General features: G+C 45.1%; 17 protein-coding genes and 1 riboswitch. Of the genes, 11 read left to right on the forward strand and 6 right to left on the reverse strand.

What is annotated here, in order from left to right; genetic code table 11:
* Positions 1 to 60: 60 nt before the first annotated feature.
* A complete protein-coding gene (argC, locus tag AC1DLM_RS01655; protein ID WP_441987756.1) occupies positions 61 to 1,005 on the forward strand; it encodes an N-acetyl-gamma-glutamyl-phosphate reductase in 945 nt (314 codons plus the stop codon).
* A 67-nt stretch (positions 1,006 to 1,072) separates the two neighbouring features.
* Positions 1,073 to 1,954: an ROK family protein gene (locus tag AC1DLM_RS01660; protein ID WP_477568875.1), complete on the forward strand. Its 882-nt coding sequence runs from the start codon at positions 1,073 to 1,075 to the stop codon at positions 1,952 to 1,954.
* Between the two features lie 265 nt (positions 1,955 to 2,219).
* Here AC1DLM_RS01660 and thpR read toward each other — a convergent pair whose 3' ends face one another.
* Together thpR and AC1DLM_RS01670 are read right to left on the reverse strand one after the other, a co-directional pair.
* Positions 2,220 to 2,837 (reverse strand): RNA 2',3'-cyclic phosphodiesterase, encoded by a 618-nt coding sequence (gene thpR / locus AC1DLM_RS01665; RefSeq protein ID WP_441987758.1) that lies wholly within the window; start codon positions 2,835 to 2,837, stop codon positions 2,220 to 2,222.
* Positions 2,838 to 2,889: 52 nt separating this feature from the next.
* The gene (locus AC1DLM_RS01670) at positions 2,890 to 3,060 is read right to left on the reverse strand and encodes a hypothetical protein (protein WP_441987759.1); all 171 of its coding nucleotides are present in this window, start codon (positions 3,058 to 3,060) and stop codon (positions 2,890 to 2,892) included.
* Positions 3,061 to 3,282: 222 nt separating this feature from the next.
* On the opposite strand from AC1DLM_RS01670, the gene AC1DLM_RS01675 reads away from it, so the two are divergent.
* From AC1DLM_RS01675 to AC1DLM_RS01685, 3 genes are all read left to right on the forward strand, one after another.
* Positions 3,283 to 4,086: a DUF2935 domain-containing protein gene (locus AC1DLM_RS01675; protein WP_441987760.1), complete on the forward strand. Its 804-nt coding sequence runs from the start codon at positions 3,283 to 3,285 to the stop codon at positions 4,084 to 4,086.
* Positions 4,087 to 4,357: 271 nt separating this feature from the next.
* The gene (locus tag AC1DLM_RS01680) at positions 4,358 to 4,729 is read left to right on the forward strand and encodes a MarR family winged helix-turn-helix transcriptional regulator (protein WP_441987761.1); all 372 of its coding nucleotides are present in this window, start codon (positions 4,358 to 4,360) and stop codon (positions 4,727 to 4,729) included.
* A 55-nt stretch (positions 4,730 to 4,784) separates the two neighbouring features.
* Positions 4,785 to 5,153, forward strand: coding sequence for a VOC family protein (locus AC1DLM_RS01685; protein ID WP_441987762.1), 369 nt, complete (start codon positions 4,785 to 4,787; stop codon positions 5,151 to 5,153).
* Positions 5,154 to 5,586: 433 nt separating this feature from the next.
* Here AC1DLM_RS01685 and AC1DLM_RS01690 read toward each other — a convergent pair whose 3' ends face one another.
* Complete coding sequence (locus AC1DLM_RS01690; protein WP_477568876.1) at positions 5,587 to 7,647, reverse strand: beta-galactosidase; 2,061 nt, start codon at positions 7,645 to 7,647, stop codon at positions 5,587 to 5,589.
* 142 nt (positions 7,648 to 7,789) lie between these two features.
* Here AC1DLM_RS01690 and AC1DLM_RS01695 point away from each other — a divergent pair, with 142 nt between their 5' ends.
* The 4 genes from AC1DLM_RS01695 (at position 7,790) to AC1DLM_RS01710 (ending at position 11,607) form a co-directional block, all read left to right on the forward strand.
* On the forward strand, positions 7,790 to 8,620 hold the full coding sequence (locus tag AC1DLM_RS01695) for an AraC family transcriptional regulator (RefSeq protein WP_441987764.1): 831 nt from the start codon (positions 7,790 to 7,792) through the stop codon (positions 8,618 to 8,620).
* 195 nt (positions 8,621 to 8,815) lie between these two features.
* A riboswitch (cyclic di-AMP (ydaO/yuaA leader) is annotated at positions 8,816 to 8,982 on the forward strand.
* A 115-nt stretch (positions 8,983 to 9,097) separates the two neighbouring features.
* Positions 9,098 to 9,982 (forward strand): ABC transporter ATP-binding protein, encoded by an 885-nt coding sequence (locus AC1DLM_RS01700; protein WP_441987765.1) that lies wholly within the window; start codon positions 9,098 to 9,100, stop codon positions 9,980 to 9,982.
* Between the two features lie 6 nt (positions 9,983 to 9,988).
* On the forward strand, positions 9,989 to 10,786 hold the full coding sequence (locus AC1DLM_RS01705; protein ID WP_477568877.1) for an ABC transporter permease subunit: 798 nt from the start codon (positions 9,989 to 9,991) through the stop codon (positions 10,784 to 10,786).
* A gap of 26 nt (positions 10,787 to 10,812) precedes the next feature.
* Positions 10,813 to 11,607, forward strand: coding sequence for an ABC transporter permease subunit (locus AC1DLM_RS01710; RefSeq protein ID WP_477568878.1), 795 nt, complete (start codon positions 10,813 to 10,815; stop codon positions 11,605 to 11,607).
* An 87-nt stretch (positions 11,608 to 11,694) separates the two neighbouring features.
* Here AC1DLM_RS01710 and AC1DLM_RS01715 read toward each other — a convergent pair whose 3' ends face one another.
* Positions 11,695 to 13,848 carry a 5'-nucleotidase C-terminal domain-containing protein gene (locus AC1DLM_RS01715; RefSeq protein WP_477568879.1) on the reverse strand — a complete coding sequence of 718 codons (2,154 nt, stop codon included), beginning with the start codon at positions 13,846 to 13,848 and terminating at the stop codon, positions 11,695 to 11,697.
* Positions 13,849 to 14,268: 420 nt separating this feature from the next.
* A complete protein-coding gene (locus AC1DLM_RS01720; protein WP_441987769.1) occupies positions 14,269 to 15,399 on the reverse strand; it encodes a glycoside hydrolase family 88/105 protein in 1,131 nt (376 codons plus the stop codon).
* A gap of 151 nt (positions 15,400 to 15,550) precedes the next feature.
* Between AC1DLM_RS01720 and AC1DLM_RS01725 the strand changes: the two genes are divergently transcribed.
* Positions 15,551 to 16,387 (forward strand): helix-turn-helix domain-containing protein, encoded by an 837-nt coding sequence (locus AC1DLM_RS01725; protein ID WP_477568880.1) that lies wholly within the window; start codon positions 15,551 to 15,553, stop codon positions 16,385 to 16,387.
* Positions 16,388 to 16,433: 46 nt separating this feature from the next.
* On the opposite strand, the gene AC1DLM_RS01730 is transcribed toward AC1DLM_RS01725, so the two are convergent.
* Positions 16,434 to 17,897 carry a sulfatase family protein gene (locus AC1DLM_RS01730; protein ID WP_477568881.1) on the reverse strand — a complete coding sequence of 488 codons (1,464 nt, stop codon included), beginning with the start codon at positions 17,895 to 17,897 and terminating at the stop codon, positions 16,434 to 16,436.
* A gap of 247 nt (positions 17,898 to 18,144) precedes the next feature.
* Here AC1DLM_RS01730 and AC1DLM_RS01735 point away from each other — a divergent pair, with 247 nt between their 5' ends.
* Positions 18,145 to 19,776, forward strand: a complete 1,632-nt coding sequence (locus tag AC1DLM_RS01735) for an extracellular solute-binding protein (protein WP_477568882.1) — start codon at positions 18,145 to 18,147, stop codon at positions 19,774 to 19,776.
* Positions 19,777 to 19,820 lie beyond the last annotated feature (44 nt).

Consider the following 19,820-nt stretch of genomic DNA (forward strand, 5'->3'; position numbering starts at 1 on the left):
TGAATATATATACATTAAAGTGTATTATTATACATAATAAAATGCGCGAGGGGTGTAAAAGTGACATATAAGATATTTGTTGATGGTCAAGAAGGTACAACTGGATTGAAAATACATGATTACTTATCTAAGATTTCTGACATCGAAGTCATCGAGATTGCCTCGGATCAGCGAAAAGATTACGAAACCCGTAAAGCATTAATCAATGAGGCGGACCTCGTATTCTTGTGTCTTCCGGATGATGCTTCAAGAGATTCCGTATCGATGGTAACGAACCATACGACCAAAATCATTGATGCAAGTACGGCGTTCAGGACTAACGATGAGTGGACATATGGATTACCGGAATTACATAAAAATCAAAGAGAAAACATCCGGAATTCGTCGAGGGTATCCGTCCCAGGATGCCATGCGACTGGGTTTATTTTGGCTATACAACCTCTGGTGGCTGAAGGCATTATACCGAAGGAGTACCGTACGTCTTGTTATTCGCTCACCGGATATAGCGGCGGAGGTAAGAAGCTTATATCGGAATATAAGAATACCAATCGAGATGAGCTATTCGCACCAAGACCATATGGATTAAACCTGAACCATAAGCATCTTCCAGAGATGCAAAGATATACGGGCTTACACACAGCGCCACTGTTTACGCCAATCGTCGGAAATTATTATCAGGGTGATGCGGTTACAATTCCTTTATTCCCTAGCCTGTTTACTAAGCAGGTATCAGCAAGAGATATTCAAGAACTGCTCGCTGCGTATTATCAAGATGAGCGGTTTATACGCGTGATGCCATACGAATCTGAGGCGTATCTGGAAGACGGATTCTTTAATCTTACGCAATGCAATCATACGAATTATCTGGACATCTTTGTTTTCGGTCATAACGATGAAGTACTGCTTACTACTAGATTTGATAATCTAGGAAAAGGCGCCTCGGGAGCAGCTATTCAAAATATGAACATAATGCTTGGATTTGATGAAGGTGAAGGACTAGAGTGAGCATTCCAACCTTGAATACGATGTGGTAGAATCGACTTCATAACAACATTGTAGGAGGAATGACATCGTGCGTTATGGAGCTATCGAAGCAGGGGGTACCAAGTTCGTTTGTGGTATCGGAAATGAAGAAGGTATCATTGAGGATAGGGTTAGTTTTCCAACGGAACATCCGGAGCAGACAATGCAGAAGGTGATTGACTATTTTGCAGATAAAAATGTGACAGCTATTGGTATCGGATCATTTGGACCCATAAATGTCGATCCAAGCAGCCCCTTGTATGGCTATATCACAACGACGCCTAAGCCAGGATGGGCCAACTATGATGTATTAGGGAAATTGAGAGAATCCTTCAATGTCCCTTACGGTTGGGACACGGATGTGAACGCCGCTGCCTTCGGTGAAGCAAAATGGGGAGCTGCACAAGGTCTTGATAGTTGTGTCTACTATACGGTCGGAACTGGAATCGGCGTAGGCGTGTATATGGAGGGCCGCTTGGTTCATGGCTTGGTTCATCCTGAAGGTGGTCATGTGATGATCAGACCCCATCAAGGTGATAGCTTCAAGGGGACATGCCCCTATCATGGTGATTGCTTAGAGGGAATGGCCGCGGGTCCTGCCATCGAACAGCGCTGGGGAGTGAAAGGCAGTGAGTTGCCCGTAGACCATCCCGCTTGGGATTTAGAGGCCTACTACTTGGCACAGTCCATTAGCTCCACGATATTAATGATGTCACCGAAGAAGATTATTTTGGGTGGCGGCGTGATGCAGCAAGCGCATTTATTTCCATTGATTCATACGCACGTTCAGAAGATCTTGAATGGTTACATTCATACTGAATCTTTATTGGAGAATATTCATAGCTACATTGTGCCTCCTGGATTAGGAACGAATTCAGGCTTGAGAGGATCACTTGCTCTAGGCGTAGAAGCCAAACGTAATCATCCGTAATGTCGGCGTGCTCACTAACGATCCCCCAAGCTAGATTCTTGGGGGATTTGTGCTGTCTATAATCCAAAAGTGCAAATGTGCAACCTTTTCTATCGGATGAACCTCTCGATTTGAAATGCTTGCGAAAAAGCAACTTTTTCTGCCTGCATGTACCCTTTTGGCACCTAATCGGCCTAAAAGGATGCTTTTTCGCACGTATTTAACTATTTGAAGCTGTGTTCACTGTAAATAATTGCACTTTCGCATCTTTGCCCCTCAGGAGCGATTAAAGGGTAGCATGTTGGTTACATGAAATGGTTTCATACATGGGGCGCTTGTTCAAGTGGCTCCGATAAAGAGTGATTTCTTGGGACTTCCATGCTAGGAGGTCATCTTGGTGAGAAGAGGGAATAGGAAAATCACTCAACATATGACGGTCAAAAGGTGTCGTACCCGTATAATTGCGTGCAAGCGTCAAATGTGGGTGAAAGGCCCGCTCTTCAGGGATGAAGCCAAGTGGTCTAAGTGCGCGAGCTACCTGTTGCTGTAAGCTATGAAGTCCTGTTAGGTCGCCGCCGACACCGGCCCACAGCACAGATGGGTGAATCGGCCGACCAAATAAGCCGAGGGATTCCACACGCAGCCGGAGAGGATTAGAGAGGGACGATATTTCCTGTAGCGTATGTGTAATGAGAGAGACACGGTCTGACAATGTATCCCCGAGAAACTGCAGCGTAATATGCAGATCTTCATGATGGACCCATTTGCGAAACGGTAGTTGTGGTTTGATTTCATCCATCCAGTCATTAACCGCAAGCTTTATTTCTGACGGGATGGGCACAGCAACAAATAAACGCATTTGATTAATGGGATTCATAATAGCCTCGCTTGTTCTATTTTTCACTTAAAAGGCTGCCCTTCTCATCAGTCATGAAGAGGAGAGCAGCCAGCAGAAACTAAACCTTATTTTTGGGAATGCCATTTAAACTTGGGACGGTATCAGCGGCATTGCTGCTCGTTAACGTTTGCTCTTCTTCGAGGAAACTGGCATTATTTTGCTGATTGTTCTTTTTATCTGCTCGGTTATCTTCACGGTCGTACTTTGGATCTGCGTCATTTTTGGGCAACGTAATCACCTCCATCTTCGTTAGTATGAGACGGTTGCYCCCATTTTATGCCAGTGTGCCTAATTTGAAAATAGAGAATTTAAGTACGGAAGAATAACGAAGAATAACCCCAACTCCTATACCAGCAATGAAATCCCATTCGTTATTTAATTGACATTGAATCAATCATAAAGTTAACAAACACACATACCGTTGGAGTAGGAATAAGGAGGTGTGTTTGTTATGATCCAACAAGCATTGTTCGAACATCGCTTTTGGCTGCAAATATTGGGAGACCACGCTAGGTTTATCTTTAATGCCTTACCACCGAAAGAGGTACAACAAATTGAAACGGCCAATGAATTTATCAATTTATTCGACCAGCTCTTGCATGTGGCAAGACAACCTGATGCCTCTTCAAGAATCAATGATTTGAATAAGCGGTCTTATGAATTAACCGTGAACCTACGGAAGTTCAAACTAAGCTTGTTAGATCGGATGTTAGTGGGGAAAATTAAAATGGGGCTTGTACCAACCTTTATTAATCATATGGTCAATGAGCTTGAAGAATATTTGAAAATTCTTGTTTCACTTTTAGAGGGAAAGCCTGTACCCAGGTATGCTCCCCTTCACCACGACTTACTCTGGCTGCCAGATGCTAGCGGACATGCGACTTCCATTGCCATGGAGTTAGATGCCGTTGAAAAACGATTAATAAAAAAGAGTGAACAGTTCGAGCAACATTTCAATGCGTTTTATTTAAAAGCGATTGAATTATCCGGATATACACGAACAATGAGAACAACCTTCCCAGCATTGTCCAAATTTCATAGCGATGTGAATTTAGAGATGTCCATATTTATGGCGTTCTTACTGGAGCTTGAAACCATAGATTTAAGTGCAGAGTTGCTTAGTCGATTAAACCCGCTTGTACCCGATCATATGTACCGGGAAGAATGTTATTATTTATTAAAGCTCTCGCAAAGCGGAGCGTCTGTTACTGTGCCGAAATGCGATCCAACAAAACCAAGAGTTGAAGCGGAGTAACTAGAATTAACATATTTAACTACCTAGGTGACCATAAAAGATGCATCTCCGTAAATCGATAAGTTCAAGACAAAGAGAAAGCCCGAGGGAAAGTATCCTAGGGTTTTAAATTATTAGTTGCAATAGCATCCTATTTAGCATATGATGAAATTAGTTGCAATAGCATCCTATTTGGAAGGGKGGAAATAAACTGAATCAACAATGGAGTCACAATGACGATGGCATACCCACAGAATCACATGGACAATACATCTCGGCCATTTACCGCCATATGCAGATAGCGATCTCAGCCGAGTTGGCACCATACCGCATCGGAAGCGGGCAATACATCTTTCTAATGGCAATCGCGTTTGGGCAGCCCATTACGCAGAAAGCACTGAGCGAAAAGTTGCTCATTGATAAGACAACAACCGCTAAAGCCATTTCCAAACTAGAAGCAGAAGGTTATGTACGGAGAGAAGTCGATACCTCCGACAACCGCTATCAGTTGTTATATTTGACGGAAGCGGGACGTGATGTGGTACCCAAGGTACAGGAAGCACTGGCTCGTGTCAAAAACAAAACCAGGAAAGGTATGAACGATGAGGAGTATGACAAGATGATAAATCTCCTGAAAATCGTGCTTCACAATTTGACTGATTAGTAGCAGACGCAGGGTTGATCGGAAACGACTAAGTAACTATGAAAAGGGGATGTACATGATGAAAGCTATTCCTTTTATTGTGGTGGAAAATTGCAAGGATGAAATCAAGTACTATCAGCGTATTTTTGGTGGCGAGGTTACGATTTTGCGCAAGCAAGGTGAAGAAGTGCTTAACGCGGACCTGCATGTCGAGGGGGCAATCCTTAAGTTTGCGGATACACTGGCGGCAAAGCCAGTCATGAAAGGCGATTATGTGAGAGTGTTCGTGACGATCGAGAGAGAGGAAGCGTTCCGAACGATCTACGAAGAGCTTGCCACAGGTGGGGCTATTAACGTGGATATGTATGAAGCGCCGTTCAACGGATTACTTGCTATCGTTACTGATCGAAACGGCATGTGCTGGGTGTTGTCCTATTATCGATAAAAGAGGCTGTCTCAAAAGTGAACTGCACCCCAATTGTTAGACACAACTAACAATTGGGTGCAGTTCAAAGTCGATTTAGACTTTTTGAAACAGCATCTTTTTTTCCGGTAGTGACCGATGAGTAATAAACCTGCTTCCCGCAATCTAACTGGATTTTCTCCATCTATTTGAAGTGGATTTCTCGAATTCGAAGGATTAGCTGTATTTCCTGTAGTTAAATTCCTTCGATTTGCTCGATTCTTCAAATTTCATATAAATTAAATGTACTTTTTCCATCTAATCACGAAAATACGTCAGATTCGAGCAAATTAGCTGTAGTTTATACATCTAAACACGAATCGGCAATCACCTTGCGTTCGCAACCTAAGGACAGTACGAGCCGAACCGCCAAGCACACAATCGACTGTGGATTCTGCTATCTGAGCACCTTTTCTCATAGTTCGAAAACCTTCACACCATAAGGAGCGATCTCCAGCTCCCCTGCACCAACCCGTTCACCCTCCAACAAGTCTCCCAGCTCCTTCAGCAGATGGGCTTTGACTGGTTTGCCGGTGTAGTTCAGGATAAAGGCAAACCGGCGATCCTGTTTCACGCGGATGGCAACCTCCACCTCAGACGGCAGCTCCGCCCAACCTGCAGTTGCAGGATGCAGCCCCAGGCGGCGGATCAAGGCATCCGCTACTTCGCGGCTGAACGCGGCCCCGAAATAATAGGCTTCACCGCTGCCATAAGGGTTGCGAGTAAGCGCCGGTTTGCCTGCATAATAGTCGCCGTCAAACAAGGCTAGTGTCTGTACGCTCTCGTTCTCTGGATGGAGAATGTCGTTGAACAGACGTGCAGGTATACTGGCGTCGTCCCCGCCATCGATCCAGCGCATGTTCGGTGTCGCTGCTTCGTTCACGATGAGTGTAAAGTCTTCCACCGTCACGCCGCACAGTTCTGCGATGAGACCCGGGAATGGGGCCATTCGGCAATGCCCGCGTTGGTCCTTATAACCGGAGCGAGCACCAAAGAGCAGCTTGCCTCCTGCTGCTACGTACTGCTTAAGCAGCTCGGCCGTTTCCTCCGACATAATAGCTGGATGAGGGTAGACGAGCACTTTGTAACGAGCTAGGTCATCTAGGGTAGTCTTATTTTGCACATACAAATAATCGTATGGGATATGGCTGAATTGCAGGGCTTTCCCCCAGCTGTATTCACTCTCTCTTGTTAGTGGACCATGATAGTGGTCAAGCTCCCCATCCCACTCATTGTCATAATCGTGCAGGATAGCCACTTCCGCAGCGAAACGAGAACCGGCAATAACTTCCCCGATTTTACTCAATTCCCGGCTAATCGTTGCGGCTTCGGCGACCCTGCGGTTGGGACGGTTATGATAATCGTTGATCCCATGCCAATAAATCTCGGTACCGAAGGTTGCCGTCCGCCATCTGAAAAACAAGACCATATCCGCCCCATGAGCAACCGATTGATAGGTCCATAATCGCATTTGACCTGGTTTGGGTGCAGATTGGCCCATCGTGTTCACCCAACCGCCAGGGCCTGACTGCTGCTCCATAATGCAGAAAGTGGGGGAGATCGAGCGTACCTTGGTGAGTTGGTTGGAATTGCTGCGGTCCATGAGTGGATGCTCGCGATCAGCATCGTTCCAAATGGTTGAGAAGTTCGGATACGAGTCGAAAGAAAAGAAATCAAGTAATTCATCCGTCATGGCATGGCTATCCAGATGGCCAAACATGCCGTTGGTTGTGATCCACTGAGTGGGCGCAAGCTCACGCAAGATGTCTACCTGCAAACGGGCAAAGGAAATGACGTTGTCCGAGATAAATCGCTTTTCATCCAGCGCTTGATGAGGGTTAACGGACTTGGAAGGCGCAGGGCGAGTTAAATGGACTTGTTCCCAGTCCGAGTAACTCTGGTTCCAGAAGACGGTGCCCCAAGTCTCATCTAATGCCTCTAAGGTACCGTATTTCTCCTGTACCCACTTCCTAAACGCTGCATGATCTGCTTCGGCATAGAAGACATTTACCTCACAGTTAAGCTCATTGTCAATCTGCCAGCCTACGACCCCTGGATTGTTGGCATAATGCCGCGCCATAGCCTCGGTAATCTTCGCACAATAGTCGCGGTAAATAGGACTACTATAATTGTAGTGACGTCTCATCCCGTGCTGATACTGCACACCATCAAAGTTAGCATTCAGAATTTCGGGGTATTTGTAGGTCATCCAAGCAGGCGGTGTTGCTGTGGGAGTACCAAGAATGACCTGCAGTCCATGCTCGTGAGCAAGACTTATCGCACGGTCGAACAGATCAAAGGCAAATACCCCTTCCTCTGGTTCAAAGAAATTCCATGCAAACTCTCCCATCCGTACGATGGTAAAGCCGATTTCTCGCATTCTCCTATAATCATCAGCCCACATACCCTCTGGCCACTGCTCAGGGTAGTAGCATACGCCTAGATCAAATTTCTCTCCCGGAATGGTCTTTTCCATGAGTCATAACATCCCCATTTCTATAGATGTAGTAATTTTTTGTTATTTAAAATCCTTTATGTACTCATTATATTTCTTTATAATATTATGTATATAACATCATTTTGCGACGTATATCAGATTTTTGCGTTTTGGAGGACACATGAAAATTCATTATGTATTACCGGAGCCCATGTACAAACACTATACGGTTTATCCGGATATGATTGGTCAATATGCGGATTTCCCTGAGCATCAGGAGTGGCGGTTTAAGGGGCAGCTGCAACAAGCCAATTTGCATATTGTGTTAAGCGGTAAAGGCTACGTCAAAGCGAATGGGAAGGAATTCTCCCTGGAAGCAGGACAGGGCTTTTATTACGGATCGGGCCTTGAACAGGAGTATCGAACCGATCCAAACGATCCGTGGCAAGTATTTTGGGTACACCTTGCAGGTGAGGGACTCGACAGGCTGTTGAATGATCAAGGAACTTCAGCAGTATGGCTGTTTACATATTGGGATGTACCCAAGCTCAAACAATTGACAGGAGATTTATTGGAGCTGGCATCCCCATATGATCGGAATGAGGTACAATTGGCCGTGAAGCTCTATGAACTGCTTGCTGAGCTTGCCTTACGTGCAGAGACGCATGGAACAGTAACTATTCTGGATAAGCGTGCACGGATGAGAGAGGTCGCGGAATATATTCGTACGCACTGCACGAAACCGCTAACTCTCCTGCAGATGGCCGAGCAGGCAGGTTTCAGTACCTTTTACTTTAGTCGAATGTTTCACGAAGTGATGGGGCGGACTCCGGTCGAGTGGCTGTTCGAATGTCGTCTGGTTGTAGCTAAACAACTGCTCATGTCTACCGAATGGACGATTAAGCAAGTGGCTGAGCATGTCGGATTTTCCCAGAGCAGCTACTTTATTGCGCGCTTCCGAGAGCATACCGGAATGACACCACAGGAGTATCGGCGGCTCTACAGCACGTAGGTTTCCTAGGTCTATAGAGCTTCATCTCCTAAAGAGCATTAATAAGTAGCAAAGTATGGGATAATCAACGACACTCCTATATGTATGCGCTTTCATCGACTACCAAAGTCAAATAAGCAATAATTAAAGGCGAATCTACGTTTTACAATCGATAAAGAACGGCGTAAGATTCATTACGACAAGTTGATTCTATGTGAAAAGAAACCACTTAATTCCCAGTAGGGGAAACGGGGGAACCAATCGAAGCCGTTCAAGCAATACTTGGCTTCATGGGGTGAATCCTGATGCTCGCAAGCATTAGGTAGGACGCTCTCAAGTCCGAATCCGACAGCTAACCTCGTAAGTGCATTGAGAGAGAACCGCACACTCGCCTTCTTATGTAAAGAAGTCCGAGAGTAGAGATTCTCTGCTCTTAGGGCTTCTTTTTGCATGCCGTCAACCCAAAATGTTACATAAATGTTATAAGGAGGCTATACCATGCATGCTATTGAAATCAATAATTTGACCAAAACCTATGGGAACGCAAGAGGTATTACCGATGTTAGTTTTTCAATCGAAGAAGGGGAGATCTTTGGTTTTATTGGACCGAATGGGGCAGGGAAATCAACAACGATTCGAACGCTGCTGTCTCTGATTTTTCCAACAAGCGGCAGTGCCAAAATTTTTGGAAAAGACTGCATCCAGTTTGCGCCTGAAATAAAGAAAGAGATCGGCTACTTGCCTTCGGAAGTTTTTTATTATGACAACATGAAAGTAATCGACCTACTCAAGTATTCAGCCAGCTTTTACAAGAAGGATTGCACGAAGAGAATCAAAGAGCTTGCTGAAATTATGGATCTGGACGTTACGAAGAAAATTGATGATCTATCTCTGGGGAACAAAAAGAAAGTAGGCATCGTTCAAGGGCTGCTGCATGATCCTAAGCTTATTATTCTGGATGAACCGACAAGTGGACTTGACCCGCTCATGCAGCAGAAGTTTTTCGAATTGCTCGAACAACAGAATCAAAGAGGAGCCACGATTCTTTTTTCCTCTCATATATTGAGTGAAGTTCAGAGATTATGCGATCGCGTCGCGATTATTAAGGAAGGTAGAATTGTAACGGTTGAGAAGATCAGCACCTTAAAGGAAAACAATTTCAAGCGATTTAAAGTGGATACGGCACAAGCGCTCGACCCTAACTTTTTCAAGATGACCGGAGTCAATAACATTGATGTCCAAGGCCAGACGACGAGCTTCTTATTCAAAGGCAATATTAATCAAGTCATGCGAAAAATTGCCGAAATTGAAATCGATAATCTGTGGATCGAAGAGCCTGATTTAGAGGAGATCTTTATGCACTACTATGAGAAGGAGGCTTAAAGTGGAATGAATATATACCTTCATGAATTGAGAGCCTATCGGAAATCCACAATTACGTGGACGTGCTCCTTAATTGCGGTCATCGTCTTATTCCTATCCCTTTTTCCTTCGGTTTCTAAGGATTTTGCTGAGTTTTCTTCCATCTTAGAAGGGTATCCAGAAGGGGTCAGGAAAGCGCTTGGCATTCAAATCGAAACGTTTGGTACCCTACTCGGTTTCTATGTGTACATCTTTATGTACATTACGCTTTGCGGAGCCATTCAAGCCATGGTTCTGGGAACGTCTATACTCTCGAAAGAAATGCGCGAGAAAACAGCAGACTTTCTGCTTACGAAGCCCGTAACACGTACGAAAATTGTTACTTCCAAGCTATTAGCGGCTGTTACTTCTTTAGTCATTACGTGCGTGATTTATATCGCTGCAGCCTATCTAATGGCGCTTCAAGTCAAAACGGTCGATTTTGATGTGAGCACATTTCTATTGATCTCATTCACTTTGCTGTTTATCCAGCTGATGTTCCTTGCTATAGGATTCATCATTTCCGTCGTATTTTCTAAAATCAAAGCCGTGTTATCCGTCAGTCTAGGTACGGTGTTTGCCTTTTTCGTTATCGGAATGATCGTTGCCGTAGATGGGGAGGGGGCCAAACGCTATTTCTCGCCATTCAAATACTTTAACGGGACATACATGCTTGAGCATGCCACCTATGAAGCCTCCTATGTCATCGCAGCCATCGTGATTATCATCATTTCGATTGCGGCCAGCTACTTCATCTACACGAAAAAGGATGTTCATACCGTATAAATGCGGGGGAGAGGAGGGAACAGCACGTGAATATTTTTTGGCGAGAACTGAAAACGTATCGGAAATCGATGATTTTTTGGAGTCTAGGACTCATTTTTCTAATCGCAAGCGGCATGAACAAGTATCAAGCAACGGCAGCGAACGGACAGATTAATGATCTTATGGCGGAAATGCCGAAGTCACTCCAAGTGATTATGGGTGGCGGCGCGTTAGATTTATCGAAGGCTAGCGGTTATTTTGGCATCTTGGTCCTATATTTCTTGTTAATGGCAACGATCCATGCGGCAATGCTGGGTGCTAATATCATCGCGAAGGAAGAGCGGGACAAGACGGCAGAGTTCCTATTCGTGAAGCCTTTATCCAGGCATCAAATCATCACTTGGAAGCTGCTAAGCGCTTTAGTGAACATACTTATTTTTAACCTCGTGTCATGGATTTCGAGCATGTTGATTGTTGGGGCTTATAGTAAAGGTGAGGCCGTCAACGGGGATATCTCGATCGTCATGCTAGGTATGTTTATTCTACAGCTGCTCTTTCTAGTCATCGGAACATCCATTGCAGCCGTTAATCGGAATTCCAAAAAAGCAGCTTCGCTGGCAACAGGCATCATGCTCATCACGTTTATCTTATCCATTGCCATTGATTTCAACGATAAGCTGGCATTCTTGAAATATGTAACCCCGTTTAAATTCTATGAGGCGAAAAATATCATGTATGGAGGTGGATTTGATGCCGTGTATGTCGTTATCTCCACAGTCCTCATTGTCCTGTTAACGGTTGTTACGTATGTTTCCTTTAAGAAACGAGATTTGCACGTTTAAAAAGTAGAAGGACCTTTCACCCTATCCATCGCTGGATGCGGGCAAAAGGCCTTTTTTATTTTATGAGATTAATGATTGAATGATAGCTTATTTCTTTAGATCCAAACGCACATCGCGACCATCATCTTGGACAGACAGCTCTTTACCCGCAGCCTTCAGGGAATTGACATGATTCACCCAAGCGTCTAGCATGATGGCACCATCTTTCCAATCCTTCACTTCACCAAATACCGTAAAGCCATCGCCTGTGCCAGTAGCCATGAAATCATTGGTTGTTACTTTGAACGTACGATCGGTATTGAACTTGCCATCGACATAGATCGGAGTGCCATCTGCCAAAGTGATTTTGGAATATTTCTCACCAAGCGGCTTCGTATTATCCCATTCAACCTTCAAACCTGAGAATTGAATTGCTGGGAGACTTGTATACTTGTCCGTAACTTCGAGTGCTTTTTTGATTTGAGCAGCAGTCATTGTACCCGTTACGTTGTAATTGCCAAAAGGAAGTACTTCGAACATTTCGCTGTAAGTTAGTTCACCTTTGTCAATATCCGTGCGAATACCGCCAATATTCGTGAAAGCAATATCGGATTTCTCAGAAGCACGCATCGCATCTGTGATGCTGTTGCCTAACTGTGTTGCCCCGTCGCGATCAGCCCCGCCATTTGCTTCAAAGCGGAAAGATTTACGATTTAGCGGCTCTGCAACTACGACTTCTACTTCGCTGGATTTCCCCGAAATTTTGGCTTTATAGTCTTCGACCGTTTGGTGAATGTTCGCGTCAGCTGTCGTTAGGTTTGTGTATGTTTCCAGCAAGCTTGCATTGGAGGATACGACTTGCTTGGTGGATTTGTCTACAAAGAGTTGAATGTGTCCAACCGCATAAAGCCAGCTTTGAGCCTCAACAACGGGAATGCCATTTACGATTCCGGCTACACGCATGTGGGAGTGACCACCAACAATCGCATCTAAGGTGCCATTTCCAGTGCCTTTTGCAAGATCAGCAAGTTCACTAATGATTTCAGCGGACTTCTGGTTTTGCTCACCTGGGAGGTGGGAGGTAACCATGATGATATCCACACCTTTAGCGCGAAGCTCGGCTGATAATTCTTTGGCCAAAGGAACTGGATTTACAAAAGAAAGGCCTTCGATGTTCGTTGATTTTGTAGTTGTCGTCGTTTGTGGCGTTGCGAAGCCGATGATGCCGATTTTCAGGCCATCTTTTTCAACTATGACATAGGGCTGTGTCCAGTCCACGCGTTTACCTGTTTGATCATCGATAATATTAGCCCCAAGGATAGGGAATTTAGCCCTCTTAATATTATCGATCAGAACGTCACGGCCGAAGTCGAATTCATGATTTCCGATAGCTGCAGCATCATATTGTACTTGCGCCATCGTATCCATCACGGATTGGCCATTCGTTGTATTGGAAATCAGCGTACCTTGCCACGCATCTCCGCCGTCAACTACGACGGTTCCTTTGGGATTCACAGCACGGAAATCCGACACGATACCGCCTAATGTTTCGATACCGCCTTGACCTTGGTTGCGCTTTTTATCGAAGCCGACTTCGATTTTACCGTGAATATCGTTCGTTGTTAAAATATCAACCACTTTAAATAAAATAGGTTTAAGCGCCTTAGCGACTTCATCGCGCGTTACTTCAGCAGTAGGATTGAAGTTACCGTCGAGTGTAGGTGTGAAAATTCCGCTAATGACGGCATAAGCGACATATGGGCGGGAGTCTTTGGCTATCGATGCGGAGTCTTTGAAGTAGTTCAACACATTCTCATTTACTTGTGGCAGTTTGCCGCCAGTTACGACTTTCACAATTAACTCAGCTAGCTCTTGACGAGTCACAGAAGCATTCGGATGAAAGGTACCATCAGCAAAGCCGCTAATCAGTTTAGCAGCAACGGCATTCGCAACCGCTTGTTTTTGCCAAGTCGCAATGTCCGTGAATGTTACTGTACTCGAATCAGCACTTTGCAGCTTGGCAGCACGGTTAATCATCGTTACCACTTCAGCGCGAGTAGCTGCATTTGCACCACGGTAGTCTGTATCTCCGTAACCCTCCACAACGCCGTTATCAATGGCAAGACGCATATCGGATTTCATTGAAATAGGTGAAGTTGTTGGTACGGTTGTTTCGGCAAATGCTAGACTGCTAGCGAAGGAGCCAGTGAGAACGGTTACAAGCGCCATAGCCGTAAGGCGGGTAGTAAATGTTTTTTTCATGTGTTAAATATTCCTCCTCTATATGAATAGAACAATGGTTAATAAGTTCGTCTTTTAGTATAAAGGAAATGCTAGATTATGAGAAGTAAAGAAATTATTAACTATTTAGTAAGTAAAAGAGGGTGCCCCAAGCCAGGAATGTGGCGGGGCACCCTCTTTGCATATCGCATACTGCTGTGAAAGATGCAAAAGTGCAACCTTTTTTACCCAATTACCCGCACTAACTGAAATGCTTGCAAATGTGCAACTATTTTTGTCGGATTCCTGATTTTGGCACCTATTCGGGCTTAAAGGATGCTTTTTTGCACTAATTTCTCTATGTTTAGCTATTCTCGCCGAGAATAAGTGTACTTTCGCATCTTTGCCAGGTTAGAATGCGCTTCCTGCGCTCTTTACAAGCTTCAGCTTTCTACAAAGAGATTACTCCTGCGCCGCTAAGCTCATTTCCACACACATAAGGATAAACGCGCCAGCGCCGTGCAAATCGTTCTCGCTTGTAGGACGGGCGATGTAGTGAGCGTAGTCCCCGATTCCCGTACCGATACAGATCTGGCCAATGATCACATGACCGTTCTCATCAAACTTCAGCGTATCGATGACGCCTTGATAGCCTTTCCATGCATAGGTCAAATACTTCGCATCCAAATAGCCGAATCGTACAGCTTTGGCAATGGCATGCACATATAAAGCGGTGCAGGAGTTTTCCAGCCAATTATCCGCCATGTCACCTTTATCCACAACCTGATACCATAAGCCTGTCGCGGCATCTTGGAATGGGATCAAAGCGATGAGCAGGTCTTGAAGAATGCTCGTTAACTCAGCTTTATCTTTGTGGTCCGCAGGAAGGTACTCGAACATTTCCAACAAAGCAACAGGATACCAGCCGATCGCGCGTCCCCAGAATTCTGGTGCCAAGCCTGTTACAGGATCAGCCCAAGCTGCAGCTTTAGTTTCATCCCATCCGTGGTAAAGCAGACCGGTGTTAGGGTCCTTGGTATGCTTCTCCATGAGAATAGCTTGATAGGTCATCATGTCAAAATACGCAGTTTCGTCGAAGGTTTTACCGAACTGCGTAGCAATCGGCCCCGCCATGTATAGGCCGTCCAGCCACATTTGATTCGGATAACGTTCCTTATGCCAGAAACCGCCGGATGGATTGGTTTTCCATGCTTTTAATAGGGGAACCAATGTGTGCAAGGCTTTCTTATACCGTTCATCGCCAGTTTTCTCATACAGATTAAAGAGCAGCACGCCAGGCTGGATATCATCCAGCTCTTCCGGATTGTACTTCTTGATGCTGCCGTCAGCGAGGATTTGGCTATCCACCCAACGTTTGATATACGTATAGTATTTATCGTCGTTCGTTTCCCGCCAACATTTCTCCATACCTGATAGGAAAACACCTTGATGATAATGAAACCGATCTGGCGGAAGCTGTTCGGGCTCAAATTTGGCCATTAACGCTTCGCATGCCTTCTCCGCCCATTGGAGGGGAGTTAGTGCTTCTTGGGTCGTGTTATTTATTTGGATGTTGTTTTCTGAAGTTTGCATCTTCGTTTATTCCTCCTTCAATCTACTTAAGCTTATCTTAGCAGAGGAAAATGTACATTTATTGCGGAAATACGCAATTTCTTCTTATATCTTGCAGGATATGAGGAGAGGCGTATAATAAATGGCAAACGGAGTGAAAGGCGAGTAGAACATGGAAGATTTTCAATTCGATAACGGCGAAGGTTCCTTCTCCGTATCTTATCGCAAAGCCTTAAGTCACAATATGCCGGTTAACCATTTTCACAGTACCTACGAAATCTTCTATTTGATGTCCGGCAAACGGACGTTTTTTATAAAGGACAGGACGATGATCATCGAAGAAGGGGATGTTGTCATCATTTCTCCGAATATCCTTCATCGAACCACCAATACGGAAATGCCGAAGCATGAGCGGCTCATTGTGAATATTCATGAGAGCCAGATGACCTCGGTGAATGGTGCCTATCGGGATATCTTTCAGCCCCTTTTTGAGCATGCCTACTTCATCATAAAATGTCCGCTGCAAGACAAGATTGCGATCGAGTCGGTTGCTCAGAGCATTATGCAGGAAATGCAGGAAAAGAAGCCTGGCTTCGAGATGTTTGCGCAGACGTTGGTGCTGCAGTTGCTCATTATTTGCTGTCGGCATGCCCAACAAAATGCGCTGGAACCCCTGGAACCTCCTAGCCCTATGCACGAGAGAATCTTAGAGGTTGTTCGTTATATGAACACCCATTACATGCAGGATCTGCCGCTGCATCTGTTGGCGGAGAAATTTTATGTAAGTCCCTATTATTTAAGCCGATTTTTCAAAGAAGCAACGGGGTTTACGTTCGTGGAATATTTGAACAGCGTTAGGATTAAGGAAGCGAAAAAGCTCTTGGAGCAAACTTCGCTGAAAGTAAGTATGATTGCCAGAAAGGTCGGCTTCGGCAGTGTAACGCATTTTGGCAGAGTTTTCAAATTGGTGACGGGACATGCCCCGTTGTATTATAGGAAGGACAAATAGGAGAAAGGCAGCAGGACCGCTGGTTCGGTTTCTGCTGCCTTATATTTCACTTACAGAATGGCCCATATCTAGCGATAAAAATAGCATACGCGTCATCGGGTAATTGCAATATATCACCTGTGGATCGCATGTGTTCTTTGATATGTTCAAGTAGTGCAAGAATCCCATTTCGATGAACATCTTGAAATGCGAGATTGTCCCGTTCTTGGGGATCCTTTGCCGTATCATACAATTCAAGAAATATTTCGTCCTTAAACCAATCCACGATGAGTTTATGATCTCCTTCGATTACACATCGCTGGAAATTGCCTCGGGCTCCGTTACCGTCAAATTGGATGAAGAGACGCTCACGGTTTAATTGTTGTCCATGCACAAGCGGTAATAACGATGTACCTGCAACGCCCTCAGGAATCGGAATGTCTAGATAGTCGCATAGCGTCGGTACGATATCGATGGCACTGACAAGTGCATCCGAATCCGAAGTCTCAGACTTGAATCCATCAGGGAATTTCAGGAATAACGGCGTACGTACAGATTCTTCATACATGCACATTTTCTGCCATAAGCAGTGGGAGCCAAGCATTTCGCCATGGTCGCTAGTGAAGATCAGAAGTGTATCGTCATAGATCCCTTGTGTCTTCAGTTCTTCGATGATTCGTCCTACGCAGTCGTCGAGCAGCCGGACAAGTCCGGCATACACGGTCCATATCCGATACCACTCTTCTCGAGAGTAACGTACCCCGATTGCACCGGTCAGGTTATAAAGCTGAAGGGGAGACTGATTCTTCGCCCATTCGCCCACATTGTCCGGAAGCGTAATATCTTCTTGGGTATACATAGAATACCACGGATCAGGAATATCCAACGGTGGATGGGGAGCCAGGAACATAGCGCTCAGGAACAGCGGCTTCGTCTGATCCCGCTGTTGCAAGGCATCCAGCGTATCGTTCAAGATGAAGCCATCGAAGAATGCGTCAAATCCTTCTTCATATCGGCCTGTCGTGGGAATGGAGTAGGCAGCCACACGGGTAGTCGTTCCGCCTGCCATTTCTGGAACAAGTCCTTGGAAAGAAGCTCCGCCAGGTGCTCGTTTTCCTTGCTCTTTGAGATATTTGGCGTATCGACCTTCGAGCGGCAACCAATGGGTCTGAGAGTGTGCAGATTGATCGAAACGATCCTCTGTCAACAGATGCTGTTTGCCAGTATGCCAGCTGTCCCAGTCTTTTTCAAGGAGCTGATAGAGATTGGGTGTGTTGCTGCGTACATGTCCATGAGCAGCATCTTGCTCATCCCAAGGATTGATTAAACAACCGGTTTGGTTCGGATACCGCCCCGTAAAGAAGGATCCGCGAGCAGGAACACATAGTGGAGAGGCGCAGTAGGCACGATTGAATCGGAAACTCTCCTGCGATAGCTTGTGGATATTAGGCGCGAACTGGGGGGAGATTAGGTCGGCACGTAATTGGTCAGCCATAATGATCACGACGTGCGGCTTCGTTGGTTTGTTCATGCACAGTTCAACTCCTATATCGTTCAAATCCTATACTAGAGTTCACTCTACGTGTGCATAATGAAGACTGTCAATAATGTGAACGTTGAAATCACGAATAGAAGATGTAGATGGGAATTGGATGATTGCAGAAGTTGGTTTTGGGTGATGCATCCATGATATGGCTGATTTCTAAACGCTAGCCGGCTAGCTAAGATAGATGTGTAACCGCTGCTACATGGGGGCAAATAGGGAGGATGAAATTAATATGCAAAATCAAAAGTCATCAGGTTCAAAACGAAACCAAAAGGCAAGCCTGCTGCTATCATGTCTCTTGGTTGGCAGTCTAGCTGCTGGGTGTTCCAATCAAGGTACTACATCTACTAGTACAAGTGAAAGCGCTGCAACAGCAAAAAGTACGGAAAAGATCAGTTATAAATATTGGTCACCGCTTAATCCGAATGCGGCATCCGTCGTCAAAACGTTAGGCGAGGTAGAGATGTATAAGGAACTGGAGAAGCGTACGGGTATTCATGCGGATTTCTCTCATCCGCCACAGGGGAGCGAGAAAGAGCAGTTCAACCTATTAATTGCATCCAGAGATTTGCCTGACTTGGTTGAATATGACTGGTTAACGTACCCAGGCGGCCCGGAGAAAGCCATTAACGATAAGGTTATTATTAAGTTGAATGATCTGATAGATAAGAGTGCGCCTAATCTGAAGAAGTATTTGAACGATCACCCAGAGGTTACGAAGCAAGTCAAGACGGACAACGGGACGATGTATGTCATTCCGTCACTTGGAATTGGCCAAAAGAATACATTTAGCGGCCCCCTTATTCGTAAAGATTGGCTGGACGAACTGGGTCTGGCAGTTCCCGAAACGCTGGATGAATGGACCAACGTGTTGCGGGTATTTAAAAGCAAAAAGGGCGTAGCGGCGCCGTACACGACCTATATTGATAAAGCGGATCCCAATAAGCTCAATGACTTCATCTCAGGCGCATTCGGTATTGGGAGAGATTTCTACCTAAGTAACGGCAAAGTGAAATACGGTCCGATGGAGCCTGCCTATAAGGATTATCTGAACTTTTTGCGTGGATGGTATAAGGAAGGTTTGATCGATCCTGATTTCGGAGCCAATGACAAGAAGACACTTGATGCTAAAATGACTTCGGGTAAATCCGGCACGGTTTTCGGGTTTGCAGGCAGCAGCATTGGCGTCTACATGAAGGCTGGCGTAGAGAAAGATCCTAAATATAATCTGGTTGGCGTACAATACCCGGTACTTAAGAAAGGTGACGAACCGCAGTTCGTCAATAGAGACTTTAATTATCGCTCCAAAGGAAGTGTAGCCATTACGGCAGCAAATAAGCATCCGGAAGAGGCTGTGAAATGGCTCGACTTCTTGTTCAGTGAAGAGGGGCATATGCTGGAAACTTTCGGTATTGAAGGTTCGACCTATAAGATGGAAAACGGCTATCCCAAATATACGGACTTGATTATGAAAAATCCGGATAAGCTGGCTGTGTCTCTAGCCATGACCAAGTATACACGTGCCAACTACCCGTCTCCCGGCTTAATTAACGATGATCGTTATCTGGAACAGTTCTACGAACTGCAACAACAGAAGGATGCCGTCCAAGTATGGGGGAAATTCGAGAAAAACGTAGATAAAGTTAAAATGCCTCTTGTAAGCGCTACGCAAGAAGAATCGGAACAGTTGGCTAAAATCATGGCGGAAGTAAGAACATTCAGCGATGAGATGTATACGAAATTTATTATGGGTTCAGAGCCCATCGACAACTTTGATCAATACGTTAATCAGTTGAAGAAGATGAATATCGAGAAAGCCATTCAATTACAGCAGGCATCGGTAGAACGTTACAACAAGAGATAGCATGGAAAGGGTGTAGGATATGCCGCATTTGCAAACGAACCAAG

The organism is Paenibacillus sp. 01T442, assembly GCF_056398345.1.